Raw genomic sequence first — 26,367 nt, 5'->3', positions numbered from 1 at the left:
GCCCGCGCCGGCGCCTTCAGTGGAACTGTCCGGCCACGTAGTCGCCACCGGGCTGCTGGGTGATGAGGTTGATCCGGTTCGCCATGTTCATGAAGGCGATCAGCAGGACCAGGGCGTTGAGTTCCTCCTCGTCGTAGTGCTTGGCGGCGCGTGCCCACACCTCGTCGGCCACCCCGCCGGCCCCGTCCGCGGTGCGGGTGCCCTCCTCCGCCAGCTCCAGCGCGGCACGCTCGGCCTCGGTGAAGACCGTGGCCTCGCGCCATGCCGCCACCAGGTGCAGTCGCACCGAGGTCTCACCGGCGGCGGTGGCCTCCTTGGTGTGCATGTCGATGCAGACGGCGCAGCCGTTGATCTGGCTCACGCGCAGCGACACCAGTTCCTGCGTCGCGGCCGGCAGTGACGAGTCCTTGATCACCTTCCCGGCCGACATGAGGTGCTTCAAGACCTTGCCGGTGGTCGGGCCTGCGAAGAGGTTCAGTCGTGCGTCCATGGTGTGCTCCTCGGTGGTCGTCGTCGGCTACATCCCTGAGACGAGACGGCCCGGCCCCCTGTGACACGGGCGCGTGTGACCTACGTCTCCAGGTTCGCGGACCGCGTGAGGGCGCGTCGGAGCCGGCGTGTACGGGCGTCGCGGGCGTCCTGGCCGAGGGTCGCCTCGGGAGCGAGGCCGTCGAAGCCGTGGAAGGCGCCCGGCCGTACGTGCGGTTCGGCCTGGCCGCCGGCCCGCCGGAGGGCGTCGGGGTAGGCCACGTCCTCGTCCGCGAGAGGTCCGGTGCGCCGCACCGGTCGCCGAGGAGTGCCTGCCATCCGGTGGCGTTGGAGGTGCGGTCCCAGATGTCGACGCCGGCCATCCGGTGGCTGGAGAACCCGTGCTCTCGCCGTCCACGGCGCGCGGCTACCCGAAGGCCACCCGGTCCGGCCGTCCGCTCGCGCGTACGTCGACCACGTCGAACCCGTCCTCATGGCGCAGGAGGTGCTGGACCGCGTCCGAGCCGGTATACCGCAGGAAGCCGACCCACCCCCGGGTGCTGGCGAGTTCGAGCACCCATGCGACGACCTCCATCACGATCCCGAACTCGTCCTCGTGGACGCACGTCCGGACGGTCAGGGCCCAGGGCGTGCTGCCGTCCGCGTACGTCTGCTCGGTCCGCAGCAGGGACGAGCTGTCCACCCCGTCGAAGGCGTGGCTCGGGACGCCGCCGTCGAAGACCTGCCACGGGTATCCCCAGGTCTCCCAGTCGGCCGACGTGAGCGGTGTCGGCGCCTCCGCCTCGCCCAGGAGCCACCTCAGCTCCCGCATCGCCGGCTCGGGCAGGTCCTGCGGCAGTTCCACCGTCAGGAACAGGTCGTAGTAGTCACTCATACGGTCGATTCTGGATCCGGCCACCGACAGAGCGCCGCGGCGGTGTCGACGGGTGATGCCCGGCCTCCGGCACCGCCGTCCGTGCCACGCGCCGCCGGACCACGCGGAAGGCGCCCGCGCATCCCCGCATCCCCGCATCCCCGCGCCTCCTGTCCGCTCCCGGTCGCCCCGGTCCTGGCGGCAGCCGGCTGCCCCGACCGGTCGGTGCGGGTCAGCCCCGCAGCAGGCGGGCCTTGGCCGTCGTGAACTCCTGCGGGGTCAGCAGGCCCTCGCGGGCGAGTTCGGCCAGCTGGGTGAGCTCCGCCACCAGGCCGGCCGGGGCGGGGTGGTCCGGCGTGCTCGCCGCCGGCGGCTCCGGTTCGGCCCGCTGCACGGGCTCGGGCGGGGGCTCCGTCCATGCCCCGACCGGCGCCTCGGCCAACGCCTCGGCCGGCGGCGCCGGCTGTGCCCCGGCCGGCGGTTCGGTTCGGACCGGCGGGCGCGCGGACGCCGGACCGGCCGAACCGCCCGCCGGACCTGCCGGACCTGCCGGACCCGACGTACCCACCGAGCCCGCCGTCGCCTCCGCCGCTCCCGACGCCCTCGCCAGCAGGCCACGTAGCAGCGGGTGCCCCGGCGGGCGGTCCGCCGCGCGGACGGTCACTCCCATCGGGCGGATGAACATCAGGCCACCCCCGCCCGTGGGTCCGCCGGTACCCGGTCCGGCGGGATGCGGACCGAGCCGACGATCCGGCCGCCCGCCGCCCGTACGGCGATCGCCGCGTCCTCGGCCCACAGGTGTTCGACCACGAGCAGCAGCGCGCAGCTCCCGCGTGCCAGCAGCCCCGCCGCCTCCTGGATGTCCTCCGGCCCGATCAGCCGCGCCACGTCCCGGCCCGTCAGCAGGCCGTTCAGCTCCACGAACTCGTCGAACTCGGCCGCCAGGACATCCCCGGACGCCGTCCTCGTCGCCACGATCCCGTCGATCAGCCGGACCACCCCGGTCTTGCGCAGCCCCATCACGGCCTCGACCGCGGGGGCCCGCAGCTGCTCCTCCGGGAAGGCGAGGACGATGAATTCCACAGGTCCCATGCGCCTCGGCTCCTCACTTTCGACACTTCTGACCGTTTATGACGACTCTTCGGCACACTATGACATAAGCGGACATATCATCCGTCTGCTTGCTACGTTTCGGTCTATGACCGCTCTGACGGCGAAGGTGACGGAGCCCGCCCCGCCCCCGCCCCCCGGCGCCGGCGCCCCCAAGCGGCGCGGCGTCGAGCTGACGCTCCTCGCCGGAGCCGTCCTGATCTCCGTACTCGGTCACCTCTACGTCGGCCTCGCGACCACCGGCCACCTCCCCGGCACCGCCGCCCGCTACGCCACCGGCCTGTGCGCCGCCGCCCTGATCGCGCACCTCGCCGTCCGGCTGCGGGCCCCGTACGCCGACCCCCTCCTGCTCCCCATCGCCGTGCTCCTCAACGGCCTCGGCCTGGTCCTCATCCAGCGCCTCGACGTGACCACCCCCGGCCACCTCACCGCCGGGGACCAACTCCTGTGGTCCGCCCTGGGCGTGGGGCTCTGCGTGCTGGTCGTCGTGCTGCTCCGGGACCACCGGGTGCTCCAGCGCTACGCCTACCTCTCCGTCGCCGTGGCCCTCGTCCTGATGCTGATCCCCGTCTTCTTCCCGGCGGTCAACGGCGCGCACATCTGGATCCGGTTCGCCGGGCTCTCCTTCCAGCCGGGGGAGTTCGCCAAGATCCTGCTCGCGGTCTTCTTCGCCGCCTACCTCGCCGCGAACCGCACCGCGCTCGCCCTCACCGGCCGCCGACTCTTCTGGAAGCTCCGGCTCCTCCCCGGCCGCGTCCTCGGCCCGATCCTCGCGATCTGGCTGCTCAGCGTCGGCGTCCTGGTTCTGGAGCGGGACCTGGGAACCTCACTGCTGTTCTTCGGACTGTTCGTGATCATGCTGTTCACGGCCACCGGGCGGATCGGCTGGATCGCGATCGGGCTCCTGCTCGCCGCCCTCGGCGCGTACGCCGTCGGTACCTTCGAACCGCACGTGCACGGCCGGGTGGACGACTGGCTTAATCCTTTCGCCTCCATCGAGCGGGGCGAGGGCCCCGGCCAGCTCGCCCAGTCCCTCTTCGCCTTCGGCGCCGGAGGTCTCCTCGGCGCCGGGCTCGGCCACGGCCAGTCCTTCCTCATCGGCTTCGCCGCCAAGTCGGACTTCATCCTCGCCACCGCCGGTGAGGAGCTCGGCCTCGTCGGCCTCGCCGCGATCCTGCTCCTCTACGGGCTCCTCGTCGCCCGCGGCTTCCGCGCCGGACTCGCCCTGCGCGACCCCTTCGGGCGGCTGCTCGCCACCGGACTCGCCTCCATCGTCGCGCTCCAGGTGTTCGTCATCACGGGCGGCGTCACCGGCCTGATCCCGCTCACCGGCATGGCCATGCCCTTCCTCGCCCAGGGCGGCTCCTCCGTCGTCACCAACTGGATCATCGTCGCTCTGCTGGTCCGGCTCAGCGACAGCGCCCGCAGACCCCGCCCCGCGAAGGAGCCGGTCGAGTGATCCGCTACATCCGCTGGTGTGCGTACTTCTGCGCCCTCCTGCTGGTCGCCCTGCTGGTCAACATCGCCCGCGTACAGGTCTGGGAGTCCGCCGCCTACGGCGCGAACCCGGCCAACAAGCGCCCCGCCATCGAGCGCTACGCCGAACCGCGCGGGGACATCCTGGTCGACGGGCGCCCCGTCACCGGCTCCCGCGACAGCGGCCAACTGCTGCGCTACGAGCGCACGTACACGAACGGCCCGCTCTACGCGCCCGTCACCGGCTTCTCCTCCCAGATCTACGGGACCAGCTTCGTCGAGCGCGCCGAGGACGCGATCCTGTCGGGCACCGACCCGGGGCTCTCGGCCTTCCCGCTCTGGTACGAACTGGCCCGCGGCCGCCCCGCCGGCGGGAACGCCGCCACCACGGTCCGCGCCGGCATGCAGCGGGCCGCGTACGCCGGGCTCGCGGGCAAGCGCGGCGCGGTGGCCGCCGTCGAGCCGGCCACGGGGAAGATCCTGGCGCTGGTCAGCAGCCCCTCGTACGACCCGTCCGTGCTCTCCGGTACGGGTACGAAGGTCAAGGAGGCCTGGACCGCCCTGAACGCGGACCCCGCCCGGCCGATGCTCAACCGGGCGCTGCGCGAGACGTATCCGCCCGGCTCCACCTTCAAGATCGTGACGGCGGCGGCCGCCCTCGACGCGGGCGTGGTCACCGATGTGGACGCGCCGACCCGGACCCCCGACCCCTACCCGCTGCCCGGGACCAGCACCCTGCTGCCGAACGCCGGCACCGGCTGCGAGGACGCCTCGATGGCGGAGGCCGTGCAGTGGTCCTGCAACACGGTGATGGCGAAGATCGGGGTGCAGGTCGGGCTGCGCGGGATGGTGGAGGCGGCGCGGCGCTTCGGCTTCAACGCCGAGGGGCTGCGGGTGCCCTCGTGGGTGTCCCGTTCGAACTTCGACACCGACATGAGCCAGGACCAGCTGGCCCTCTCCTCGATCGGGCAGTTCAACACCAAGGCGACACCACTGCAGATGGCGATGGTGGCGGCGGCCGTGGCGAACGGCGGCGAGCTCCCGTACCCGTATCTGGTGGACCGGACGACCCAGGACGACGGCTCTCAGGTCCGGCGCGGCAGCCGGCGCGGCCTGGGCCGGGCGATGAACCCGGCCACCGCCCTGCGGATGCAGGAGCTGATGGTGAAGGTGGTGGAGAACGGCACCGGCAAGAACGCCGCGATCCCCGGCGCGGTGGTCGGCGGCAAGACGGGCACCGCGCAGCACGGGGTCGGCAACGCGGGGACCCCGTACGCCTGGTTCATCTCCTGGGCCAAGGCCGAGGGCACGGCCCTGCCGCAGGTGGCGGTCGCGGTGGTGGTCGAGGACGCGTCGGCCGACCGGGGCGACATCAGCGGCAACGGCGCGGCGGCCCCGATCGCGCGGGCGGTGATGGAAGCGGCGCTGGCCACCGGCTGACCCCCGCCGGAGCCCGAGTCGGATCCCGAGCGGGGGAGGCGGCCTAGGAGGCGTCCGCCCCGTCCGCGACGGCGGACTCGACCTCCGCCACCCGCGCCGACTCCTCGGCCGCGAACCGCTCGCGGTCCAGGGCCTCGGCGATCTCCTCGTCCTGGCTCATCAGCAGGTCCAGGTTCGAGTCGCCCATGTCGAAGACGCCGAGGTCCAGGTAGGCGCGCTGCAGCCGCTCGCCCCACAGTCCGATGTCCTTCACGCACGGCACGATCCTGCTGAACAGCAGCTTGCGGAACAGGTGCAGGAATTCCGACTGCTCACTGAGCTGCGTCGCCTCCTTGGCCCCGATGCCGAAGTTCTGCAGCACCTCCACCCCGAGCAGCCGGTCCCGCATCAGGTAGCAGCCCTCGATCACGAACTCCTCGCGCTCACGCAGCTCGGCATCGGTGAGCTGTTTGTAGTAGTCGCGCAGTGCCATCCGCCCGAAGGCCACGTGCCGGGCCTCGTCCTGCATCACGTACGCCAGCAGCTGCTTCGGCAGCGGCTTGGTGGTCGTGTCCCGGATCATGCCGAAGGCGGCCAGGGCCAGCCCCTCGATGAGCACCTGCATGCCCAGGTACGGCATGTCCCAGCGGGAGTCGCGCAGGGTGTCGCCCAGCAGCCCCTGGAGGCTGTCGTTGATCGGGTAGAGCATCCCGACCTTCTCGTGCAGGAAGCGCCCGAAGATCTCGGCGTGCCGGGCCTCGTCCATGGTCTGCGTGGCGGAGTAGAACTTCGCGTCCAGGTCGGGCACCGACTCCACGATGCGGGCGGCGCACACCATCGCGCCCTGCTCGCCGTGCAGGAACTGGCTGAAGTTCCAGGAGGCGTAGTGCCGGCGCAGCTCGCCCTTGTCCTTCGCGGTGAGCTTGGCCCAGTGCCGCGTCCCGTACAGCGGAAGGGCCTCCTCGGGGGTGCCCAGCGGATCGTACGGGTCCACCTCGATGTCCCAGTCGATGCGCTTGCCGCCGTCCCACTGTTTGTCCTTGCCCTTCTGGTAGAGCGCCAGCAGCCGCTCGCGGCCGTCGGCGTACTCCCAGCTGAAGCGGGCGGAACCGGCGGCGGGGACCTGCCAGACCGGCTCGCCCGGGTTCTCGGTGTAGAGCTCATGCGTCGACACTGACGCCCCCTCGTCTCACGTACTGCCGTGTGGGACCGGACAGTTGGCAGCGTCACACGTTGGTAGACACGGGGTCAACAAGTCGTGCGCGAGGGATTGACGACCTTGCTGACAGGCAGTCTCATAAGAGGAGACAGCCGGTAACTCGACGACAAGGTGTCCGAACCCATGACCACCGTGACCGAACGAGCCGCGCTCCAGGACGCCCTCGGCCTGCTCAAGGACCGCGAGCAGATAGCCGAGCGACTGCTCGAATCCTCGGCCAAGCACTCCTTCGACCCCGACAAGGAACTCGACTGGGACTCACCCCCCATCGAGGGCAAGTACTACTGGCCGCCGGAACTGCTCTCCCTCTACGACACCCCGCTGTGGAAGAAGATGGGGGAGGAGCAGCGCATCGACCTCTCCCGCCACGAGGCGGCGGCCCTCGGCTCGCTCGGCATCTGGTTCGAGATCATCCTCATGCAGCTCATGGTCCGGCACATCTACGACAAGTCCCTGACCAGCAATCACGTCCGCTACGCGCTCACCGAGATCGCCGACGAGTGCCGCCACTCGATGATGTTCGCCCGCATGATCCAGAAGGCCGGCGCCCCCGAGTACCCCGTCTCCCGCCTCAACCACAACCTCGCGCGGATCCTGAAGACCGTCTCCACCACCCCCGGCTCCTTCGCCTGCACCCTCCTCGGTGAAGAGATCCTCGACTGGATGCAGCGCCTGACCTTCCCGGACGAGCGCGTCCAGCCGCTGGTCCGCGGCGTCACCCGGATCCACGTCATCGAGGAGGCCCGGCACGTCCGCTACGCCCGCGAGGAACTGCGCCGCCAGATGCTGACGGCCCCGCGCTGGGAGCAGGAACTCACCCGGATCAGCTGCGGCGAGGCCGCCCGCGTCTTCTCGCTGGCCTTCGTCAACCCGGCCGTTTACGACAACGTCGGCCTGGACCGCCGCGAGGCCGTCGCCCAGGTGAAGGCCAGCGGCCACCGCCGCGAGGTCATGCAGAGCGGCGCGAAGCGGCTCACCGACTTCCTCGACGACATCGGCGTGCTGCGCGGTGTCGGCCGCAAGCTCTGGAAGAGCTCGGGGCTGCTGGCGTAGGGGACGGCCGGGCCCGGCGCGGGGGTCGACCGGCGGGATCCTGCCCGATCGCCGGGACACCCACCCGTCCGACGTGCGCGGGGCTACCCTGCGGACATGACCGTACGCGCGTACCGCAGGCTGAGCGTCGAGGAGCGGCGAGCCCAACTCCTCGACGCGGCCCTCTCGCTGTTCGCGCACCGGGCGCCGGAGGAGGTCTCGCTCGACGATGTCGCCGAAGCCGCCGGAGTGTCCCGCCCGCTCGTCTACCGCTACTTCCCGGGCGGCAAGCAACAGCTCTACGAGGCCGCGCTCCGCTCGGCCGCCGACGTCCTCGAACTGTGCTTCGCCGAACCCCAGGAAGGGCCCCTGACCCGGCGACTGTCCCGGGCCCTGGACCGCTACCTCGCCTTCGTCGACGAACACGACGCCGGTTTCGCGGCCCTCCTCCAGGGCGGCAGCGTCGTCGAGACCTCCCGCACGACCGCCACGGTCGACGGCATCCGGCGGGCCGCCGCCGAGCAGATCCTCGTCCACCTGGGCGTGCCGACCCCCGGCCCCCGGCTGCGCATGATGGTCCGTACGTGGATCACGGCCGTCGAGGCCGCCTCCCTCATCTGGATCGACGAGGGCAAGCAGCCCGAGGTCGAGCACCTCCGGGACTGGCTGCTGGACCAGTTCATCGCCCTGCTGACGGCCACCGCCGCCACGGACCCGGAGACGGCCGCGGCCGCCCGGGCCGCCCTCGCCCTGGAATCGCCCGACGGCCCGGTCGGGGTCCTGGCCCGCCGCGTCGTCCCGGTGGTGTCCGAGGCCGCCCACCTGCTGTGACACTGATGGGGTGAGAAGCCAACCGACCCCGTTCGAGGGCGGCCCGATGGACGGCCGGGTCCTCCCCGTCCTCCTCGGCCCGACCGGACACCCCCCGAAGTGGTACGAGATCCCCGTCCCGACGCCGGACGGCGGCCCGCCCACGGTCCTGCTGTACGAACGCGTCCCGGCCGGGTACTCCAAGCGGCTCGGCCTGCAGAAGGGGTGGAAGTACGACTTCCGCCCCTCGGGCACCAAGCCGAAACCCCGCTGGCCCTGGACGAAGCCCCCGAAAACCTGACCTCGGGCCGGTTCCTGGCCGGAGGCTCGGCTACGGGCTCGGCCGGGGTGCGGTGCGCTGCCGCGGGCTCGGCCGGGGTGCGGTGCGCTGCCGCAGGCTCGGCCGGGGTGCGCGGTGTGCTCGGGCCGAAGCCGGGTACCACGGGGCGGGGCGAGGCAGTGGGCGGCTGGGGCGGGGCTCCGGGTGGGGCCGGGCGCGCGCCGGGGTGTCTCCTCGGCCGCCGAACGTGACGAGGGGTCGGAAAGCGCGGCGGCAAGGCGTTCGGCGCCCTGCGGGGACACCCCGACACACACCCGTCCCCACCCTCCGCCCGGTCCCGCGACGGGGGAGCCCCCGCTCCGTACCCGGTCGAGCCTCCGGCCAGGAACCCGGCAGGGCGCGGAGGTCGGGGCCGGGTGTGTGCCGGGGCGATCCCCGCAGGGCGCCGAACGCACTGCCGCCCGACGTTCCGACCCCGCGTTACGTTCGGCGCCCGAGGAGACGCCCCGGCGCGCGCCCGGCCCCGACCGGAGCCCGCTCCGACCGCGCCCCACGGCCGAGCCCCGCCGAGCCCCCGGAACCCCGCCGAGCGTCAGATCCGCGGAGCCCCACGAAGGCCCGGCCCCGGACCCCGCGAAGCGGGCCCCGCAGAGCCCAGGCCGCCGCGGAGCGGACCCCGTGGAGCACCGGCCCCCGGACCCCGCCGAGCCTCCGGCTAGGAACCCGGCAGGGTGAGGACCGCCAGGCCCCCGCCCCCCTCCGCCTCCAGGAACTCCAGCCGCGCCCCGATCACCCCGGCCTGCCCCACGGCGATCGTCAGCCCCAGCCCGTGGCCCTTGCCGCCCCCGCTGCGGAAGCGCTGCGGGCCGTGCGCCACCAGGTACGCGGGGAACCCGTCCCCGTGGTCCCGTACCGTCACCACCGGCCCGTCCACCGTCAGTACCACCGGCGCACGCCCGTGCTTGTGGGCATTGGCCACCAGGTTCCCGAGCACCCGTTCCAGCCGCCGCCGGTCCGTCTCCACGTGCGCGTCCCGGACGACCACCACCTCCGTGTCGGTCCCTGACGCCCGTACCACCCGGCGTACCAGCCGCCCCAGCTGGTGCAGATCGCTCTCCACCACTTCGCTGCCCGAGTCCAGCCGGGAGATCTCCAGCAGGTCCTCCGTCAGCTGCCGCATCGTCCGGACCCGCTCGCGCACCAGCTCCGTCGGCCGGCTCTCCGGCAGCAACTCCGACGCCGCCTGCAGACCCGTCAGCGGCGTGCGCAGCTCGTGCGCCACGTCCGCCGTGAACCGCCGCTCGCTCTCCAGCTTCGACTGCAGGCTCCCGGCCATGGTGTCCAGGGCCGCGGCCACCGTCGCCACCTCGTCCTGGTGCCGTGCGGGGGTCCTGGTCCGCGGGTCGTTCACCCGCGCGTCGAGGTCGCCCTGGGTGATCCGCCGGGCCACCGCCGCCGTCAGGTGCAGCCGCCGGGTCACCCGGGTCACCGCGAACGCGCCCATCAGCAGTGTCCCGCCGATCGCCAGCAGCGACGACCCGATGATCGCGTTGTCCAGCCCGCTGATCGTCCGGGCGCTCTGCCCGTAGTCGACGGCGGCCGCGAGCGCCCGGCCGTCCGCCGGGCCCGCCGCCCACATGGTCGGGCGACCCCGGTGGTCCGCCACCAGCGTGCCCCGGCGCCCGCTGACGGCGAGCGCGCGCAGCTCAGGCGGCAGCCCGACGGGGTCCAGCCAGGATCCGCGCGGAAGGGGCTCGCCCGCCTCGTACGCGCGTGAGACCTCCAGCAGTTTGCCGAGGGCCTTCTCCCGCGCCGTGGCCACCGTCTGCCGGGTCACCTCCACGTGCACGAGGGCCCCCAGCACGGCCGCCAGCGAGCAGCACATCACCACGATGAAGCACGCCGACTTCCAGGTCAGCGTGGCGGTCCAGGACGGCAGCCGCAGGGGCGGCAGGGGGGTCACGGCCGGCCCGGCGCGGACGCGGGCTCCCGGCTGCCCGGGGCCTGACCCGGGGGCTGGGCCTGAGGATTGCCCGGCCCCGGCACCCGTACGATCTGCTCGCGCGTGGGCAGCATGGTGCGCTGCTTCTCGTCCCAGGACCAGGCGGTGATCAGCTCGTAGCCGTGATTGCCACTGGGGACCCGCAGGACCACGTCACCACCGGCCAGTTCCACCGTGATGACGGTCTCCGTGGTCGCCATGATCCGGTTGAGCCGTCCGTCCGGGTCGGCCGTGTAGACCCGTACGGACATCATCTTGTCCGGGAACTCGATGCCGACGATCAGCTCGTCCTTCCCGTTGTCCGTGAGGTCCCGGTAGTACGGCTTGAGCACCGGGCACGCCTCCGGATCCTCCTCGTCCTTGTCCGAGCCCTTCGCGCACTCCCGGATCGCGGCCACCGTCCGGGGCGGCATGCCGTCCGCACCGACCTCGGTGTTCGGATGGGCGGTCAGCTCGGCCTGGACGAGGGCCACCGGGTCGACGGCGTGCACGTCCTGGTCGCGGACCGGCGGGATCCCCTTGACGTACTCGGGCGGGGCGCCACCGGGATCGGCGGGCGGTACGGACGCGCCGCGGCGGTCGGGCCACAGATGTACGGGACCGCTCGCGGTCGGTGTGGAACCGGCGCTCACCAGCCCGCCGGTGTCCCCGCAGCCCGACAGCAGCGGAACCAGCGCGAGGAGGGGGAGCAACGTGCGCGCGGGCACACGCAAGCGCAACCTGTTCACAGCTCCCGTGCCCTTCTGCCCGCGCTACGCCGACGGTCGATCACGTCAACCATATGCGGTGGAACATCCGTTTTTACCCTGAGGTCTCAGCTGTCCGTGCGTCCCCGGCGCAGCATCGCGAATCCCAGCCCGGCCGCACCGACCGCCGCGATGCCGCCCGCGGCGGCGAGCAGCAGCGCGCCGTCACCCGGACCGTCCGCCAGCGTACTCAGCCGCCGCCCACCACCGGAGCCCTCGGCCACGACGTGGGTGTCCCCGGTGTCCCCGGTGGTCGCCTTCCGCGGACCGGAGGCCGGGACGACCTGCCCGCCGTGTGCGCCGAGCGCGTCGCCGCGGGCTTCGGAGCGGGCCTCGCTCCGGGCCTCGCTCCGGGTCCCGGTCTTGTGCCCGTCGCCCGCCACCGTGTGGTCGACGCCCCGGGCCGGGACGTCCCCCATCCAGGAGCTCAGCCGCCCGGAGGAGTCCAGTGCCGCGTGCAGGTCCCCGGATCCGCCGAAGGCGGTGACCCCGTCACGGCTCGTCAGGGTGGCCGCCCTGGAACCGTCGGCCGCCAGGATCTCGGCCCGGAAGGCCCCGTCGGCCGTGCGGTAGACCTTCGCCGTGGAGACCCCGTCCGCGAGCGCGAGGCTCTTGACGAGGAACGACCGCGGGGCCGCGGAGTGCGCGGACGAGGCCGCGGGCACCCCGTCGGCCAGGGCGGCGGCGGTGGGCAGCGCCAGCAGGCTTCCGGCGCATGCGGTCACGGCGGCGGCGCGAACGAGAGTGCGGCGGCTGACGGTGCTCACGGGGAAATCCTTCGGTGCCGGTCAGGGTCTGGGCCATCCAGGTGGGTCAAACCTAGGGCTCGGCCGTTGCGGCGGCGCCCCGTTCATGTAACAGCGGAGTCGCAACGTTCCGTCGGAGTCGTTACACATCCGAGGGATTGCCCTGCGGCGCCCCGGCTGCTCCCATGGACGGCGGGGGTGAGGGCGATGCGCGGACTCAAGGTACTGCCGAGCGGCCGGCCCGGCCGCGGCCGGCTGTACGTCAACCTGCCCGACGGGCAGGCGGTCGGCTGGTACGACCGGCAGGCCAACCGGATCAGCGTCCTGGCGGACGATCACCGCGAGGCGATCCTGGCGGCGCTCCGCCCCTACCTGAGCGGGACGGTCTCGATCGGCCCGCCCCCGGTTCCCACGGCCTCCGACCTGCGACGGCTCGCCCTGCTGCCGGACGCGGACCTGGCCCCCAACCGGCCCGGCGAGACCTTGTCGGGCGAACTGGAACACGGTCCGGCGGGTACCAGGGCCCGACACCGACTCCGCCAGGACCTGACCGCGCAGCAGAGGATGGGTGATTCGGTGGACGCCCTGGAGGCGGAAGGGTGGCGGACCCTGCACTGCGTCCCGCTCCCGGGGTTGGGCCGCATCGACCATCTGCTCATCGGCCCGGCGGGGATCTTCTGCGTGCGTACGGTCCCGGGCCGCCGTCAGCGCGCGGTGGTCGGCGACCTCCTGCTCACGGTGGGCCGTACGGAACCCCGCCCGGACCCCCGCTGGATCCGCCGCGCGGCGGCCTTCGCCTCGGCGGCCCTGGCCACCAAGGTCACCCCGGCGCTGGCGGTGGTCGACGCCTCGCGCGTCGAGACGGCCCCCACGGTCCGCGACATCCGCGTCCTCCAACCCCCGACGGCGACCCCGACCCTCACGGCATCCCCGACGACCCTGAAACCCCCGGAGATCGAAGCCCTCTTCGCCCAGGCCCGCGACACCACCACCTGGCTGGGCCCGAGACCCGTCTGACCGGGCCCCTCCGCCCCGTACGTCAGCCTCGCCGGCGTTCGAGGCGCGGGGTCCGGGGCGGTGCCCCGGTTGCGGGAGGGGGCGGGTGGGGGAGAGCGCCGCAGGCCCGCCCCGCCCGTGCGGCCCGACCCCGGCACCACCCCCGTTCAGGCGGAGGTCCGCTTCCGCGGTGTCGCGGTCTTCTTCGCGGCCGCCGCACCGGTCTTCTTCGCCGCCGCGGTCTTGGCCGTACTCTTCGCCGTGCTCTTGTTCGCGCCCGCGGTGCCCGCGCCCGCACCCGAAGTCGACTTGCTCGCGGCCGACTTGCCACCCGCCGTCGTCTTCTTCTTCGTCGCGGCCGTAGCCGCCGTCTTCTTGGCCGTAGCCGCCGTCGACTTCTTCCCACCGACCGCCTTCGGCGCGGCGGCGCCCGTGCCCGAGCGCGAACCCGTACGCGAACCCGTACCCGTACCCGCACCGGCCTTCCGTCGGATCGGCGTGACCTCGGCCTCCGCCTCGGCCGCGCCACCCTCGGCCGCCCCCGCCTCCCCCCGGGAAGCCTTCGCGGCCCGCACACTCTTCTCCAGCGCCGCCATCAGGTCGATCACCTGCCCGCCGGCCGGCTCCACCACGGCCTCCGTCGGCTCGAAAGCCCCGCCCGACTTCGCGACGATCAGCGCCTCCACGGCGTCCCGGTAGTCGTCGTGCAGCGAGGCCATCTCCACGTCCCCCAGCGTCGCCATCAGCGCGTCCGCCAGGTCGAGTTCGGCGTCCCGGACCGTCACGTCGGCCTCCGGCGCCACGCCCTCCGGCGCCCGGATCTCGTCCGGCCACAACAGTCCGTGCATCGCGATCACGTCGTCCACGACCCGCAGCATGCCCAGCCGCTCCCGCCCCCGCAGCGCGTACTTGGCGATCGCGACCTTCCGGCTCCGCTTGAGCGCCTCCCGGAGCAACGTGTACGGCTTCGCCGCCGTCGCCCCGTTCGCCGCGAGGTAGTACGCCGCGTCCATCTGCAGCGGATCGATCTCCTCCGCCGGCACGAACGACATGATCTCGATCGTCTTCGCGGTCGCCAGCGGCAGCTGCGCCAGGTCCTCGTCCGTGATCGGCACGATCGACCCGTCGGCCTCCTCGTACCCCTTGCCGATCTCGGCGCTCGGCACCTCCTCCCCGTCCAGCTCGCACACCTTGCGGTACCGGACGCGCCCGCCGTCGTTGACGTGGATCTGGCGGAAGGAGATCGAGTGGCTCTCGGTGGCGTTCACGAGCTTGATCGGGATGCTGACCAGGCCGAAGGAGATCGCCCCGTTCCAAATGGATCGCACGGTTCCTCCTGTTTCGTGGCAGTCTCATCGTATGACGCCGATCACATTGGTGGAGGGCCGTCGCATCGCGCTCAGCAATCTCGACAAGGTCCTCTACCCGGAGACCGGCTTCACCAAGGGCGAGGTGTTGCACTACTACGCCACCGTCGCGGGCCCGCTGCTCGCCCACATCCACGACCGACCGGTGTCCTTCCTTCGCTACCCCGACGGTCCGGACGGCCAGCTCTTCTTCACCAAGAACCCGCCGCCCGGCACGCCCGACTGGGTGAGGACCACCCCCGTGCCGCGCTCGGAGGACCTCTCCGCCGCCCAGGTGGTCGTCGCCGACCTGGCCACCCTCATGTGGTCCGCCAACCTGGTCGTGGAGTTCCACACCCCCCAATGGCCCGCCGGCCACCCCGCCCTCGCCGACCGGATGGTCCTCGACCTCGACCCCGGCCCGCCCGCGACCGTCGTCGAGTGCTGCGCCGCCGCGCTCTGGCTGCGTGACCGGCTCGCCGCCGACGGCCTGCACGCCTACGCCAAGACCTCCGGTTCCAAGGGCATGCACCTGGCCGTGCCGCTGGAGCCGACCCCGTCCGAGCGGGTGTCCGCGTACGCGAAGCGGCTCGCCCAGGAGGCCGAGCGCGAGCTCCCCGAACTCGTCGTGCACCGCATGGCCAAGGCCCTGCGCCCCGGCAAGGTCTTCGTCGACCACAGCCAGAACGCCGCCGCCAAGACCACCGCCGCCCCCTACACCCTGCGCGCGCGGGCCCGGCCGACCGTGTCCGCGCCCGTGTCCTGGGCGGAGGTCGAGGCCTGCCGGACCGCCGCCGGCCTCGTCTTCCTCGCCGACGACATCGCCCCGAGGCTCGCCCGTGAGGGGGACCTGTTCGGCTCCGTGACCGACCCCGAGCGGGCCCGCCCGCTCCCCGGGACCGGGACGGCGCCGAGGTCCCGGACCGGGACCCGGCCGTGATCCGCGTCGCGCTGGCCGCCCCCGTACGTACCCTGCCGCGCGGGGCGGGACTGGCGTACGAGCCGAAGTTCGACGGTTCTCCAGACACTTTGGAGTGTCTCATCCGGGTGACTCTCCCAGCCTTCCCGTAGCCGTTCGCGTGATCGTCCGTTGGGGTGACTGTCCGGTTCTTCGGAACGACGGCAGCGTCCCTCGGAGGATTCTGTGCAGCTGTTCTTCACCAACAAGCGGAAGGTCTGGAAGGTCGGTGAAGTTGCCGGCCTGGATCACGCCCAGCTCACGGATCTCTTCGAGCGACGTCGCATACCCGCAGGTACACCGATCCTGCTCGACAAGGCGATGCGCCCGGTGGAACCGGTCTCGACGTGGTTCCGGAAGATCTCCTTGAGCGGCCTGGACGCAAAGACGATGCGGTCGTACGCGTACACCGTCCTGATGCTGCTGAACTTCCTGGCGGCGCGAGGTTTGGATCTGCGCACGGCTACCGAGTCGGACATCCAGGAGTTCCGGCAGTGGCGGCGAGAGGATGCGGAGGAGACCGTCGGGGAGGCGACCTGGGACCGTGATTCGGCGGCCATCAGCGGGCTCTACGACTTCCTGCTCCAGGACGGCTTTGTCGAGGTCCGCCCCTGGCGGGCGACGGGACGGAGAGCAGCACTGCGCAGCGGGACCAGCCGTGACCTGCGGGTTCGACACATGGAGCTGGAGCAGTACCTCTACTGCCGGGACGTGGGTTTCGGCGGGCTGGCACCGGACGCGCAACTGGACGAGACATTCCGTGGATGGCGACCGCACCGCAATCGGGCGGCATGCGAGCTCGCGCTCATGACCGGCATGCGCATCCAGGAGTGGGCCACCCTGCTGCTGCCGGAGCTCGGGCTGGAAACCGGCCTGCGGCCGCGGACCACCGATGTCGCCCTTGCCGCCTGCGCGAAGTACGGACGGCCGCGCTCCGTCTACGTCCCCATGGACGCCATGGAGCTACTTGACCCCTACCTGCACATCGAGCGCCCGGAGATCGTCGCTAAATCCCAGTCCAGCCTGCGTCGGCGACACCGGGATCTCTTTGTGGTCCAGCGGTTCGAAGCAGACGCCTCGAAGGTCCGCGGGGTTCTCGACGGCCGAACGGTGACACGGGTGATCAAGGACATGAAACCCGATCTCCGCCGCATCACGGTGATGGAGACCGGCGACGGCCTGGATCCGCTGGCTCTGTTCATCGGGCAGGGCGGGCGGATGCTCACCTTCTCGGGCTGGGACCGGATCCGCTGGCGGGCCTGGGAACGGATGGAGCGGTGGGCAGCTCAGGTCGCGGTTCCGCAGTTGCCGCGCCGCTGCTGGGTCTACCACGACCTACGGCATACGTTCGCTCTGCGTCTTCTGATCTTCCTTACGCGCGAGGGGTTGAACGACGCCCAGAACCAGGGCCTGCCGATGTCGACCTTGCTGGACCACATGACCGGCAACCCTCTGCTGGTCGTTCAACGCCGACTCGGCCATGCCCAGCCATCCACGACCTATCGCTACATCCGCTACCTGAAGGACCCCATGCGGGAGGTCGACGATGCCTTCCGCGAGTGGACTGCGTCCGGCGGGGCCTCGTACATCACGGTCGCCCGTCATCTGCTGAGTCTTGAGGAGCATGTCCATGCCGCGCAGAGGTGAACACACGGGCAACTTCCCCACCTCCAGCTCCCGGCTTCCCGCACAACGTCGGGTCGGCGTCCGAGAGGTCGTCGCCCTCGACGGCAATGGGGAGATGGCCCCCGTCGCACTGGATCCGACCGCCTTCGAGTGCGAGACGCTGGCCGCGGAGCTCGCCGACGAGTGGGTGGAGCTGGCCGCAGCAGCTGGTCTGCACGCCGGCACGAATCGGCAGTACCGCCGGGCCATCAGGGCATTCTGCGAGCACGTTGACGCCACCGTTCCCCGTCCTCGCCAGGCGTCGCTGGCCCGCGCCGAGCCGGATCTGCACCACGCGGTCACCGAGTGGATCCGCGTGCTGCCCACCGAGCACAAGGCCGGATCGAGGACGCCGGCCTGGCTCGCGGGGAAACTGCGCATTCTGATCGGCCGCCGGATCGAGCATCACGAACGTCCCGTCGCAGGTCACCTGCACGGCTGGGTGGACGGCTCGCTCGGCCTGCGCCGCGGGCAGTCACAGGAACTCGACGAGTTCACCCGAAGTGACAAGAAAAGACTCGTGCAGAGGGCATGGGCCGACCACCTCGCCATCGCGGCAAGGATTCGACGCGGCTGGGAACTCGTCGCCAGCGGCACAGACCCAGCGAAGGGAGGATGGAGCGAACCGGCCAACCTGCTCTGGGCTCTGGCCAACGATGCCTGGACCTGCGGTGAGATCAGTCAGCACCTGCCGGTCTGGTCCAACATGCCGGATTCACTGCGCGGCTTGCTGCCGCAGGGGGATCGCCCCGGCTGGCGCCAAGAGGGCCTTGCTGAGATTTCTCGTCCGCGAGTTGTTCCTGAGCAACCTTGATCTTCAGCCGTACCGAGTCCTGCTGATGGCGATCACTGGTCGGGCCCCGGAGGAGGTCACGCTGCTGACGGAGGATGACATCGAGTTCGGCCCACACGGCGTGCTCATCGACTTCAGCAAGTGGCGGGCTCACTCCCACACACGGCAGGCGTTCAGCACGCCGCCCGTGGATACCACGCCCATCCTCCATCCGAGCAAGCCGAGGCTGGACGCGTCGGAGATCGTTCGACGACTCCTGGACATGAACAGGCCGCTAGCCGAGCGAGCCGGTATCTCACCGGTTCCGCTCTTCCTCCGAGCGTCGTTGCCCTCCTCCTCACTGTCGATCTCGCGGATGGACAGAGTGGTCGGCGGCACGTTCCGGGACTGGATGAAGGTCCACGACCTTTCCGTTGATGGCGCAGTGGATATCCGGCGGCTCCGCAAGTCCGGCAAAGTCGAGAAGGCGATCGCCTTCAAGGGTCGGGTCAGCGACATCGCCGACGACCACTCGGTGGAGACCTTCCGCAGCCACTACGCCCACGGCACCACGCTGCGGGTCATCGCGGGAAACGTCATCACCGCCGCTCAACAACGCTGGTTCACCCAGACGCTGGACGGGCCCCTTGTACTCACCGAGGAAGCAGAAGCGTCGCTGCACGAGCCGGGAACAGCCGTCACCCTGGGCCTCAGCCCCGACGACGTGGAGCAGTTGCGGGCCGGCCAGCTGGACATGGGCGTCTCCAGCTGCCGAGACCCTCTCGACTCACCGTACGGACGGCCCGGCCAGCTCTGCCCTGTCGCACCCACACGCTGTCTGGAATGCCGCAACGCGTTCGTGCTGCCGTCCAACCTGCCCCAGCTGCAGTTGTTCTCGGCCCATCTGGACCAGCTTCAGCTGCGGCTGTCACCCCGGCACTTCCACGCGCTCTGGGGACAGAGCCGTGTCAACGTCACCGAGGCGATCAAGGCCCGCACCGACGCAGAGATCGCACTCGCCCATCAGCAGATCGTTGACCAAGGGCTGACGCTGCCGCTTCCCCTCGCCGCACATGTGGAGTTCGACGCGTGAACAGGCACCTCTCGCTTTCCCAGGGCCAGTCAATCTTCCGTGAAGACGAACCTGTGATCCAGTCCCACCCCATGCTGGAAGGGGCGAAACCCCCACGGTTCGACTCCAAGGAGTGCTGGGACCTCAACGGGGTGGTCCGGCGAGCTCCGAACATGCAGGCCGCGGGCATGCGCGTTTGGTTTCGCGACCTCAACCCGGAGTGGAATCTGACGGCCCGCGAACTGGCCATGGTCTGGTTCAACCCGCGCCATCCGGCCGTTCTCGCGCGGGGCCTTCACCTGCCGGCTGCACCTTTGTCGCCGGTCACCGTCGCCCAGCGGATCGGGCATCTGCGAGCCATGGCCGCCTTCGGCGCCTCCCAAGGGCTGCCCCCAAGGCTCGACGACTGGAGCGACGACGATTTCCAGGACTACGTCACGCAGCGATGCGAGACCGGCGAGGCGACCAGCGCCCTCGGGCACGTCCATCTGATCAAGGCCCTCTACCGGTTCCGTCAGGCTCTCGCGTCTGGAGGTCTGAAGCGAGACCCTTGGCCCGGCGTTTCCACCAACGCGGTCCTCAACCAGCCCGTCGTGCCGGCTCTCAAGACCCCAGTGATCGCTCCGGAGACGTGGTTCCCCCTCGTCCGCGCCGCGTGGACGTACATCAGCGTGTTCGCCCCGGACATCTTGCGCACCCAATCCCACTGGCAGGACATTCAGGCACGGACCCAAAAGATCAGCACAGCCGAGGCAGACCCTCTCTTCAGGGCCTGGGTGGCGGACCCCGATCACCTGGTTCCCTTGGGCACGGCCGGGGCTACGGAGAGGTCTGTCAACTGGTCGCTGCTGTGCTGGATGATCGGAGCCGAGCCAAGGCGTGGCCGCCTCTTCGAAACCGCGTCCCGGCCCGGCCGCGAACGCCGGGCGATGGTCGAACAGCTCGTCGCGGCGGGCCGCTCGCAGGTCGGGCTGGTGGCCGACCTCATCCAGGTGTCACGGCCCGATGGAAGCTGCGGCCCCTGGCATGACTCGCTACAGCCACGCGATCTGTGGCTGGAGTGCGTCGCCCTGCGCAATGCCTGCTACGTCTTCGTCGCCGCGCTGTCGATGATGCGGGACTGCGAGATCCGAGAGATCGTCAAGGGCGGAGTCGTGGAGCACTACGGCACCCCGGCGGTGAAATCGACCAAACGGAAACTGGACCCGGACCTGCCCACGAAGCACTGGTGGATCATTGCTCCGGTCGCCGAGGCCATCGACGTCGCCTCCCAGCTGTCTCAACACAACGAATTGGCCTTCGCGTCCGCGAGTCCGCGATCCACCGGCGAGGGATTCGTCAGCGGGCACGCAGTTGCCGACTTCATCGCCCATGTCAATCGCTCCCGTCACATCACCGGCCTCGACGAGATCCCGCAGCAGAACGTCACTCCCCACATGTTTCGCCGGACAATGGCCATGCTCACCAAAGACTTCCCCGGATCCGAGATCGCGGTCGGCATGCAGCTCAAGCACGCCGCCACCCGCGCCCTGGCCAACCGGACCACGCAGGGCTACATGGATCACGATCCATCCTGGGCCCGCCACCTGGACACCGCCATCCAAGAGCGCCGGTTCCAGCGGCTCAAGGACCTCTACACCGCTGACAGCCGTGGCGAGAACATCGGTTTCGGACCCGGAGCCGAGCAAATGCGCGACGCTTTCGCCGCCGTCCGGCAGCAGGCCGAAACTCTCCGCAGCACCGGCAAGGCTCAGCGCGGCGACATTCGCGTCGAATTCGACCTCCTGCGACGCACCCGGATCTCCATCCGTTTCGGCAAGCTGAACCATTGCACTATGAACGACGCCAACCCCGTCGGCGCGAAATGCCTGGAAGATGCCATCGTCCCCCAGGGCCACCAAGGCCCGCTCCTCGACCGCTGCCAGCCGTCCCGATGCGCCAACAGCGTCCTTGGCCCAGAGCACCTGCCCATCTGGCAGGCCGAACGCTCTTCCTTGCTCAAGCTGCTGGACACACCCAAGATCCCCAAGAACCGGAGGGCCCTGCTCGACGCGCAACTGCAGGATGTCGAGCTCGTGATCAAGAGGGCGGACCAGTGACCGTGTCACCCCGGGCCGAGCAGGCGCTCTGCGAAGCCATGGAACGGCTGCTGTCGGGCAAGCCGAGCCGAACCGACGGCGCACTCACCAAGAACAACCTCTGGCGCGAGGCCGGCGTCAGCCGAGCCACCATGAACCGCGCGACCTCGGTCCTCGCCGAATGGGACAGCCGGGTCGACGAGAGTCCGGCTACCGCCCTGGATCGCCAGCGCCGTGAGGAGCTCAGCGAGGTGCGCGGCAATCTCCGAAAGAGCCGACAGGAATGCCGGCAGCTCCAGGACCAGGTCGACGCCGCTGCCACGGTCATCGCGGTGCTGCTGGCCGAGAACGCGGCGTTCCGTGAACAGCTGGCCAAACGATCGGCCGTCGTCATCCCACTCGACCGGACGAGCGCCATCCGTGAATGAACCGCGGGCCCGCGCGGGGTGAGGCTATTCCGGTGACAGGCCGGCCGGACCAGCGAGCCCCACTCTGTTCCGAAGACCGGGCAGACAGACCCTGGCGGCATGGATGAGAGTTCGCCGAAGGTGGTCCTTCGACCGCCCCTCGATGTCATGCGTCCGCGTCCGGCCGATGAGATCCCCGAGCAGGACAGCATGCACGGGGGGTTTCAGTACTCCCTCAAGTTGGATGGGTTTCGCGCACTCGCCTTCATCCTGGACGGTGGGAGAGTGTTCTTGCAGTCACGTTCCGGGAGGGACCTCACCAGAGAGTTCCCACAGGTCACCGAATATCTGCGCGGCAATTTACCGCCCGGAATCGTCCTGGACGGCGAGCTCTGCGCCTACCGCGACGGGCGGCTGAACTTCACTGATCTTCTTCGATCGCCCGCCGATCGCGAGCGGTCAGGAATTCCCGTCTACTACATCGCCTTCGACATCCTCGCCATCCCAGGAACTGATGTCAGGGGCCTTCCTCTGTGGGAGCGGTGGGAGCTCCTCGGTGCGGCTTTGGGCGATGCCGAGCCGCCTCTTCAGCGTGTGCTGGCCACGCTGGACGAGGGGATCGCGTACCTCTGGTTTCGCGAGATGAGGGCTGTGGGCGTCGAAGGAATCGTGGCGAAGTCGCTCAATTCGACATATCAGCCGGGGGAAACATGGGCCTGGAGGAAGATCAGGCACTCCGACACCCGAGACGGCAGACTCCTCGGCGTATTCGGTCCGGAACAGAGACCGCACGCCCTCCTCGTGGAGCTTCCCGACGGCCGAACCGTGAAGACCTCGCCCCGCCTGACGGGAACCCAGGCACGACAGGTCGGCGAATCGGTACGCGGCCGCCTCGGAGAGAGGACCGAACATCCCGACCACGGGCCCGTGACCCTACTGATCGAGCCAGTTCTGGTTGAGGTGCGCGAGACGGCAGGCCGCCACGAGACAGCGAAATTCGTGCGCGTCCGGTTTGAGGGATGAGGTACCGCGTTCAGGGCTTGATCTCGCGGTACGCGGTGAGTGCGCTGCGTTCGACCTTGGCGAGCAGTCCCTGCTGGGTCTGTTCATCCATCTTCCGGTCCTGAGACCAGGTACGGGCCATGTCAACACCCTGTGCACGCAGCCGGTCGAAGCGCTCCCCCTCGGAGGCTTTCCTCAGGTTTTGGAACCATGCTGTGGTGAGATGGGCGGCCTGGGCATCCTGATCGCTGTGGGGGGAGGTCTGTCCGTCCAGCAGGGTGTCGAGGACAGCCGTGCGCCATGCCCGTGCCTGTCCCTTGTCCTTGCCGTGGGTGACCGCGTCAGCGATGCCGTCGAGGATGCCGAGTGCTCGCGCGCTTTCCGTCGGGGGAACGCTGAGGCTGAAGTCCGTGGCGTCGGCGGGGACCGCCGAGAGCCTCTGCGCCGTGGTCCGGGTTTCCGCCATACGAAGCAATGCGTATGCCTTGGGGTCCTGCGCGACAGCGCGGACGACGCCCCTGAGAGTGTCAGCGAGGACGGTGAGGTGGTAAGTGTCCTCGGACTGCCACGGCGGAGCCTGAGGTGCGGCCTTGGCCAGGAAGTCGGTGATACCGATACCGCCGAGCATCGCGTGCAGATCGGGCGCGTAGTCGGCCAGGGCACTGGCCAGCGGGACACGCAGTGCGGGATCCAGGTTGAGTTCCGCCGGGTTTCCGGATCCGAGGGCGATGAGCACGTCCTTCAGCGCCTGGGCCTGAGCCTGGGTGTGCCGGCCGGATGCGTCCCCGGCCGACGCCCCCACGATGGCTTCGGCAAGAGCTGTGCAGCTCATGCCAGGGCGGACCGCCGCGCCCACAGACTTCTGCACGCGCTCGTCCCCTGCCAGACCATTGCACGGTTCAGACGTCTCCCTGCCGAGCAGCAGCCATGCGCCGACGCCACCCAGCAGAGCCAGACATAGCCCGAGCACGATGAATGCCTTGACTCGTGTCGTGCGGCCGGGGGTCTCCTGCGGCATGGCTGCCTCTCCTGTATGGGGGTCGCGTCAGTTGGTGGTGTCGGTCAGGTACTTGTGGGTGGTGTTGCTTCCCCGGTCGTGACCGTCGAGGATCTCGTCCTTCAAACCGGCCCTGGCGTTCACGTCGATGTCCGGCCGTCCGTCAGCCCAGGAATCGACCATCAGACCCATCTGGTTGGTGGCCGTCAGGTAGACGTCGGCGATGCCCGCGTTCGCCGTGACGTCCGCCTCTCCCTTCAAGTTGTTGCCCATGACCCAGGCCCAGGTGTCCACGCCGCGCTGGATCGAATCGCCAATGGCGATGGACATGCCTCCTGCTGTCGTGAAATACATCGGCGTCACTGCGCCACCGATGACGTGATAGGCCATCTTCGACTTCCAGTCGGCCTCGCTGTAGGCGGCCATGCGGTCGTCGTTAAGGACATCTTCCCTGATGGCGCTGTACGCCCCGAGGACGGCGCCGGCGTTGCTCAGCGGATTGCTTTGGGCGAAGCCGGTGGCGCCCTGCGGGATCTTCTCCATCTCCAGGCTGATGTAGCGGGACTCTGCCTTGTGCAGGGTGGCGTACGCCTCCGGGTCGTCGGAGAGGCCCCGCATGAACTGGGCCAGGTCCTTCTGGGTGACCGCCATGTGGGTCTTGTCGCCCTCCCGGAAGAAGCCATCGCCCGTCGCGGAGGTCACGTACTGGCTGCTGCCCATGCCTCCCAGGATCTGGTGGGTGTCCTCGGTGTAAGAGGCCAGAGAGCGCGCAAGCGGTTCGCGCAGGTTTTCGTGGATCTTCTGGGAGGGGCCGAGCTCGCCGATGACGTCGTGCATGACGCGTGCCTGGGCATCGGTGTGCGGGGTCACGGGCCAGGGGTCCTGCTTGGGGCCGAGGGGCGTGTGCCCGGTGGTCGCAGCCTCCAGGGCCGCGCCGAGCCCCATGTGGCTGGTCGGGTCGACCAGGTCCGTGTTGTGATAGCCGAGGACCGTATTGGTGGGCCAGTCGCGGGTTCCGTCGCCGCTGCCGGCCAGGTAATGCAGGTGGTCGTTGGTGACCTTGTCACCGTCTGGACCGTTGCCCTTGGCGTCGAAGAAGGCCGTCGCAGCGTCAGGGTTCTTGCTCATGACGTCGAGCAGCCCGTCGATGGCGTCCGTTTCGATGCCGTCGTGACCGGCTCCCCACTTGGTGAAGAGCCCGGGTTGCTTCTTCTCGGCCGATATGAGGTCGTCGCCGAGGTCGTACAGGAACTGGTCGTCGAACTTGGTGTCGGCGTGCTGCATCATGCTGATGAACGACTGGTAGCCGTAGAGCGGATTGGCCTTGTCGCCGGTCGATTTGACACCAGCCTTGTCCAGCCCGTCGGTGAACTCCCGGTAGAACTTCCCATCAGGACTGGCCAGCCACTCCTTGAACTTCTTGGACCCGGGCGGGGCGTCGGAGACCTTCCCCGGGACCTCGGTGGCACCCGCCACCGTGTTGGCCAGGCCCTTCTGGAGGTTCTGGTACCGGTCGCTGTTTTTCTTGTCCGAGTGAAGGGCCCGATCATTGAGCTTGTCCGTCAGCGTGATCGTGCCGCCCGGACCGAGACCTGACAAGAAGGTCTGACTGAATGCCTTGTTGCCCGTGTTGTCACGGAAGGAACGGTCGAGTTCCGCGTAGTCGGCAGCCGAAACGTTTCCGCCGCTGTTGATGCGGGTGGCGATGTCCTCGGCGTTTCGGGCCTCGTAGACCTCGATGTCGTTCTGCGCACCGGCGTTGAAGCCGTTGTATGTCTCGTCGTTGCCCTTGCCGAAGGCATCCTTGTTGCTGTCGACACCTACCGCATCGAGTGCGATCTTGACGCCTTGGTCGGCTTCCGACACGGCCTTCACGCAGTCGTCGAGATGCTGCTGCCACTTCGTGACGGCCTTCTGGACCTCGGCCTTACCGTCCGGGTCGTGCTGGTAGGCGCTTCGCTCGGACGATGTGAGCTTGGCGTAGTCGAAGGCGACGTTCCCCTGTTCGGAGACGACCATGCCAGCAGCTATCGCCTTGTCCCGTCCGGTCTCAAGCCTCTTCTTCAGATCGGTGAACTGGCCGTGGGCGTCTCGCAGCAGCCCTGCGATGGCCTTGGCCTGGATCTGCGCCGCAGAGTACTCATACCGGGTGGCGGCGAAGCTCGTGTGAGCCACCCCGACACTGACGCCGGTCCAGCTCTGCCCCATAGTGATCTTCTGGACGCTGTCGCCGTACCGGTCTTCGACCTTCTTCAGCTCACCGGCCATGGAGTCCCACTTGTCGGCCGCCGTCGTCAGCAGACCCAGATCCGTGGTCATCACTTCGTAATACGTGAGCATCTGCCACCCCTACATGCCGTTGAGCTTCGACTGGCCGATCGGGTGGAACTGGTCACCCAGCCCGATGTCATTGCGAACGAACAGACCTGATGCACCCCGCAGGGCACTCTTCTCCGAACCGAGTCGGCCCATCAGGACCTTGACCTGCTTGTCCCAGGTTTCCGCGAGCTTCTTCATGCCTGCTGCGGTGTCCCACCCGTCGAATCCCTTGACCGCGGTGTTGGTCGCCTCATCCGCGTGATCCGTCGCCGTCTTCGTGTTCGGCTCGAGCTCGGTCTCGATGGTGTTTGCCGCCGCCGTCTTCTCCGCCGGCGTGGACCCGAACGTCCCCGACCCCCCAGGCGCGAGCGGCCCTGCGGGAGCACCCGTACCGTTCAGTCGCATGTCCACCTGAGCATCACCCGCACCAGGATGCGACAGGAGCCACTTCCGATCGAAATCTCCCATGCTGTACACCCTCCCCCATGGACCTCTCGTGATCTTAGGCATGGCAACTGCACGCCTGCCAAGTCCGCAGGGCCCAGCGGCCGATCGCCTTGGCGGCCGCAGAGC

General features: G+C 69.9%; 26 protein-coding genes. 13 read left to right on the top strand and 13 right to left on the bottom strand.

Annotation, left to right across the window (positions count from 1 at the left end; all coding sequences use genetic code 11):
* Positions 1–16: 16 nt before the first annotated feature.
* The 5 genes from ACGFYY_RS01325 to ACGFYY_RS01305 all read right to left on the bottom strand — a co-directional run bounded on the left by ACGFYY_RS01325 (position 17) and on the right by ACGFYY_RS01305 (position 2,434).
* The gene (locus ACGFYY_RS01325) at positions 17–490 is read right to left on the bottom strand and encodes a carboxymuconolactone decarboxylase family protein (protein WP_365272617.1); all 474 of its coding nucleotides are present in this window, start codon (positions 488–490) and stop codon (positions 17–19) included.
* 80 nt (positions 491–570) lie between these two features.
* Positions 571–807, bottom strand: a complete 237-nt coding sequence (locus ACGFYY_RS01320; protein WP_393706523.1) for a hypothetical protein — start codon at positions 805–807, stop codon at positions 571–573.
* An 88-nt stretch (positions 808–895) separates the two neighbouring features.
* Positions 896–1,363: a hypothetical protein gene (locus ACGFYY_RS01315; RefSeq protein ID WP_393706522.1), complete on the bottom strand. Its 468-nt coding sequence runs from the start codon at positions 1,361–1,363 to the stop codon at positions 896–898.
* A gap of 211 nt (positions 1,364–1,574) precedes the next feature.
* Positions 1,575–2,027 carry an SHOCT domain-containing protein gene (locus tag ACGFYY_RS01310; RefSeq protein WP_393706521.1) on the bottom strand — a complete coding sequence of 151 codons (453 nt, stop codon included), beginning with the start codon at positions 2,025–2,027 and terminating at the stop codon, positions 1,575–1,577.
* Positions 2,027–2,434, bottom strand: a complete 408-nt coding sequence (locus ACGFYY_RS01305; RefSeq protein WP_365269627.1) for a DUF6325 family protein — start codon at positions 2,432–2,434, stop codon at positions 2,027–2,029. Before ACGFYY_RS01305 ends, ACGFYY_RS01310 begins: the two co-directional genes overlap by 1 nt.
* A gap of 106 nt (positions 2,435–2,540) precedes the next feature.
* On the opposite strand from ACGFYY_RS01305, the gene ACGFYY_RS01300 reads away from it, so the two are divergent.
* Complete coding sequence (locus tag ACGFYY_RS01300; protein ID WP_365269624.1) at positions 2,541–3,911, top strand: FtsW/RodA/SpoVE family cell cycle protein; 1,371 nt, start codon at positions 2,541–2,543, stop codon at positions 3,909–3,911.
* Positions 3,908–5,368: a penicillin-binding transpeptidase domain-containing protein gene (locus ACGFYY_RS01295; protein WP_393706520.1), complete on the top strand. Its 1,461-nt coding sequence runs from the start codon at positions 3,908–3,910 to the stop codon at positions 5,366–5,368. The genes ACGFYY_RS01300 and ACGFYY_RS01295 overlap by 4 nt, the downstream gene beginning before the upstream one ends.
* Positions 5,369–5,411: 43 nt before the next feature.
* Here the strand turns inward: ACGFYY_RS01295 and ACGFYY_RS01290 are convergent, their stop codons facing one another.
* Positions 5,412–6,521 carry a ferritin-like domain-containing protein gene (locus ACGFYY_RS01290; protein ID WP_393706519.1) on the bottom strand — a complete coding sequence of 370 codons (1,110 nt, stop codon included), beginning with the start codon at positions 6,519–6,521 and terminating at the stop codon, positions 5,412–5,414.
* A gap of 168 nt (positions 6,522–6,689) precedes the next feature.
* Between ACGFYY_RS01290 and ACGFYY_RS01285 the strand changes: the two genes are divergently transcribed.
* From ACGFYY_RS01285 to ACGFYY_RS01275, 3 genes are all read left to right on the top strand, one after another.
* On the top strand, positions 6,690–7,619 hold the full coding sequence (locus ACGFYY_RS01285; protein ID WP_030772639.1) for a diiron oxygenase: 930 nt from the start codon (positions 6,690–6,692) through the stop codon (positions 7,617–7,619).
* 96 nt (positions 7,620–7,715) lie between these two features.
* Positions 7,716–8,429: a TetR/AcrR family transcriptional regulator gene (locus tag ACGFYY_RS01280; RefSeq protein ID WP_033218783.1), complete on the top strand. Its 714-nt coding sequence runs from the start codon at positions 7,716–7,718 to the stop codon at positions 8,427–8,429.
* 10 nt (positions 8,430–8,439) lie between these two features.
* Positions 8,440–8,709 carry a hypothetical protein gene (locus tag ACGFYY_RS01275; protein ID WP_393706518.1) on the top strand — a complete coding sequence of 90 codons (270 nt, stop codon included), beginning with the start codon at positions 8,440–8,442 and terminating at the stop codon, positions 8,707–8,709.
* 694 nt (positions 8,710–9,403) lie between these two features.
* Here the strand turns inward: ACGFYY_RS01275 and ACGFYY_RS01270 are convergent.
* The 3 genes from ACGFYY_RS01270 to ACGFYY_RS01260 all read right to left on the bottom strand — a co-directional run bounded on the left by ACGFYY_RS01270 (position 9,404) and on the right by ACGFYY_RS01260 (position 12,203).
* Positions 9,404–10,642, bottom strand: a complete 1,239-nt coding sequence (locus ACGFYY_RS01270) for a histidine kinase dimerization/phospho-acceptor domain-containing protein (protein ID WP_393706826.1) — start codon at positions 10,640–10,642, stop codon at positions 9,404–9,406.
* Positions 10,643–10,647: 5 nt separating this feature from the next.
* On the bottom strand, positions 10,648–11,397 hold the full coding sequence (locus ACGFYY_RS01265; RefSeq protein ID WP_393706517.1) for a hypothetical protein: 750 nt from the start codon (positions 11,395–11,397) through the stop codon (positions 10,648–10,650).
* A 107-nt stretch (positions 11,398–11,504) separates the two neighbouring features.
* Positions 11,505–12,203, bottom strand: coding sequence for a hypothetical protein (locus tag ACGFYY_RS01260; protein ID WP_393706516.1), 699 nt, complete (start codon positions 12,201–12,203; stop codon positions 11,505–11,507).
* Between the two features lie 186 nt (positions 12,204–12,389).
* On the opposite strand from ACGFYY_RS01260, the gene ACGFYY_RS01255 reads away from it, so the two are divergent.
* Positions 12,390–13,199, top strand: coding sequence for a nuclease-related domain-containing protein (locus tag ACGFYY_RS01255; RefSeq protein ID WP_393706515.1), 810 nt, complete (start codon positions 12,390–12,392; stop codon positions 13,197–13,199).
* Positions 13,200–13,345: 146 nt separating this feature from the next.
* Here the strand turns inward: ACGFYY_RS01255 and ACGFYY_RS01250 are convergent, their stop codons facing one another.
* The gene (locus ACGFYY_RS01250; protein ID WP_393706514.1) at positions 13,346–14,506 is read right to left on the bottom strand and encodes a Ku protein; all 1,161 of its coding nucleotides are present in this window, start codon (positions 14,504–14,506) and stop codon (positions 13,346–13,348) included.
* 31 nt (positions 14,507–14,537) lie between these two features.
* On the opposite strand from ACGFYY_RS01250, the gene ligD reads away from it, so the two are divergent.
* The 7 genes from ligD (at position 14,538) to ACGFYY_RS01215 (ending at position 22,499) form a co-directional block, all read left to right on the top strand.
* Positions 14,538–15,464 carry a non-homologous end-joining DNA ligase gene (gene ligD, locus ACGFYY_RS01245; protein ID WP_393706513.1) on the top strand — a complete coding sequence of 309 codons (927 nt, stop codon included), beginning with the start codon at positions 14,538–14,540 and terminating at the stop codon, positions 15,462–15,464.
* Between the two features lie 204 nt (positions 15,465–15,668).
* Positions 15,669–17,129: a tyrosine-type recombinase/integrase gene (locus ACGFYY_RS01240; protein ID WP_393706512.1), complete on the top strand. Its 1,461-nt coding sequence runs from the start codon at positions 15,669–15,671 to the stop codon at positions 17,127–17,129.
* Positions 17,113–17,961, top strand: a complete 849-nt coding sequence (locus ACGFYY_RS01235) for a hypothetical protein (RefSeq protein ID WP_393706511.1) — start codon at positions 17,113–17,115, stop codon at positions 17,959–17,961. Before ACGFYY_RS01240 ends, ACGFYY_RS01235 begins: the two co-directional genes overlap by 17 nt.
* The gene (locus ACGFYY_RS01230) at positions 17,942–19,012 is read left to right on the top strand and encodes a hypothetical protein (RefSeq protein ID WP_393706510.1); all 1,071 of its coding nucleotides are present in this window, start codon (positions 17,942–17,944) and stop codon (positions 19,010–19,012) included. The genes ACGFYY_RS01235 and ACGFYY_RS01230 overlap by 20 nt, the downstream gene beginning before the upstream one ends.
* Positions 19,009–21,090, top strand: coding sequence for a hypothetical protein (locus ACGFYY_RS01225; protein ID WP_393706509.1), 2,082 nt, complete (start codon positions 19,009–19,011; stop codon positions 21,088–21,090). Before ACGFYY_RS01230 ends, ACGFYY_RS01225 begins: the two co-directional genes overlap by 4 nt.
* The gene (locus tag ACGFYY_RS01220) at positions 21,087–21,497 is read left to right on the top strand and encodes a hypothetical protein (protein WP_393706508.1); all 411 of its coding nucleotides are present in this window, start codon (positions 21,087–21,089) and stop codon (positions 21,495–21,497) included. Before ACGFYY_RS01225 ends, ACGFYY_RS01220 begins: the two co-directional genes overlap by 4 nt.
* A 99-nt stretch (positions 21,498–21,596) precedes the next feature.
* Positions 21,597–22,499 carry a DNA ligase gene (locus tag ACGFYY_RS01215; RefSeq protein WP_393706507.1) on the top strand — a complete coding sequence of 301 codons (903 nt, stop codon included), beginning with the start codon at positions 21,597–21,599 and terminating at the stop codon, positions 22,497–22,499.
* Between the two features lie 10 nt (positions 22,500–22,509).
* Here the strand turns inward: ACGFYY_RS01215 and ACGFYY_RS01210 are convergent, their stop codons facing one another.
* The 3 genes from ACGFYY_RS01210 to ACGFYY_RS01200 are packed head-to-tail and all read right to left on the bottom strand — an operon-like array spanning position 22,510 to position 26,262.
* Positions 22,510–23,496, bottom strand: a complete 987-nt coding sequence (locus ACGFYY_RS01210) for a hypothetical protein (protein WP_393706506.1) — start codon at positions 23,494–23,496, stop codon at positions 22,510–22,512.
* Between the two features lie 27 nt (positions 23,497–23,523).
* Entirely contained in the window at positions 23,524–25,794 is a 2,271-nt protein-coding gene (locus ACGFYY_RS01205) for a DUF6571 family protein (RefSeq protein ID WP_393706505.1), read from the bottom strand.
* Between the two features lie 30 nt (positions 25,795–25,824).
* Positions 25,825–26,262: a hypothetical protein gene (locus ACGFYY_RS01200; RefSeq protein WP_393706504.1), complete on the bottom strand. Its 438-nt coding sequence runs from the start codon at positions 26,260–26,262 to the stop codon at positions 25,825–25,827.
* Positions 26,263–26,367 lie beyond the last annotated feature (105 nt).

The organism is Streptomyces sp. NPDC048331 (genome assembly GCF_043201215.1).
GTDB lineage: Bacteria > Actinomycetota > Actinomycetes > Streptomycetales > Streptomycetaceae > Streptomyces.
This window is presented reverse-complemented; position numbering and strand designations above follow the sequence as displayed.

What these genes read in the sequence shown, in the direction of transcription:
- ligD (WP_393706513.1), top strand. Translation starts at nt 14,538, where the DNA reads ATGACGCCGATCACATTGGTGGAGGGCCGTCGCATCGCGCTCAGCAAT.
- ACGFYY_RS01210 (WP_393706506.1), bottom strand. Translation starts at nt 23,496, where the DNA reads ATGCCGCAGGAGACCCCCGGCCGCACGACACGAGTCAAGGCATTCATC.
- ACGFYY_RS01255 (WP_393706515.1), top strand. Translation starts at nt 12,390, where the DNA reads ATGCGCGGACTCAAGGTACTGCCGAGCGGCCGGCCCGGCCGCGGCCGG.
- ACGFYY_RS01300 (WP_365269624.1), top strand. Translation starts at nt 2,541, where the DNA reads ATGACCGCTCTGACGGCGAAGGTGACGGAGCCCGCCCCGCCCCCGCCC.
- ACGFYY_RS01305 (WP_365269627.1), bottom strand. Translation starts at nt 2,434, where the DNA reads ATGGGACCTGTGGAATTCATCGTCCTCGCCTTCCCGGAGGAGCAGCTG.
- ACGFYY_RS01215 (WP_393706507.1), top strand. Translation starts at nt 21,597, where the DNA reads ATGGATGAGAGTTCGCCGAAGGTGGTCCTTCGACCGCCCCTCGATGTC.
- ACGFYY_RS01310 (WP_393706521.1), bottom strand. Translation starts at nt 2,027, where the DNA reads ATGTTCATCCGCCCGATGGGAGTGACCGTCCGCGCGGCGGACCGCCCG.
- ACGFYY_RS01280 (WP_033218783.1), top strand. Translation starts at nt 7,716, where the DNA reads ATGACCGTACGCGCGTACCGCAGGCTGAGCGTCGAGGAGCGGCGAGCC.
- ACGFYY_RS01200 (WP_393706504.1), bottom strand. Translation starts at nt 26,262, where the DNA reads ATGGGAGATTTCGATCGGAAGTGGCTCCTGTCGCATCCTGGTGCGGGT.
- ACGFYY_RS01285 (WP_030772639.1), top strand. Translation starts at nt 6,690, where the DNA reads ATGACCACCGTGACCGAACGAGCCGCGCTCCAGGACGCCCTCGGCCTG.
- ACGFYY_RS01325 (WP_365272617.1), bottom strand. Translation starts at nt 490, where the DNA reads ATGGACGCACGACTGAACCTCTTCGCAGGCCCGACCACCGGCAAGGTC.
- ACGFYY_RS01205 (WP_393706505.1), bottom strand. Translation starts at nt 25,794, where the DNA reads ATGACCACGGATCTGGGTCTGCTGACGACGGCGGCCGACAAGTGGGAC.
- ACGFYY_RS01320 (WP_393706523.1), bottom strand. Translation starts at nt 807, where the DNA reads ATGGCAGGCACTCCTCGGCGACCGGTGCGGCGCACCGGACCTCTCGCG.
- ACGFYY_RS01235 (WP_393706511.1), top strand. Translation starts at nt 17,113, where the DNA reads ATGCCGCGCAGAGGTGAACACACGGGCAACTTCCCCACCTCCAGCTCC.
- ACGFYY_RS01315 (WP_393706522.1), bottom strand. Translation starts at nt 1,363, where the DNA reads ATGAGTGACTACTACGACCTGTTCCTGACGGTGGAACTGCCGCAGGAC.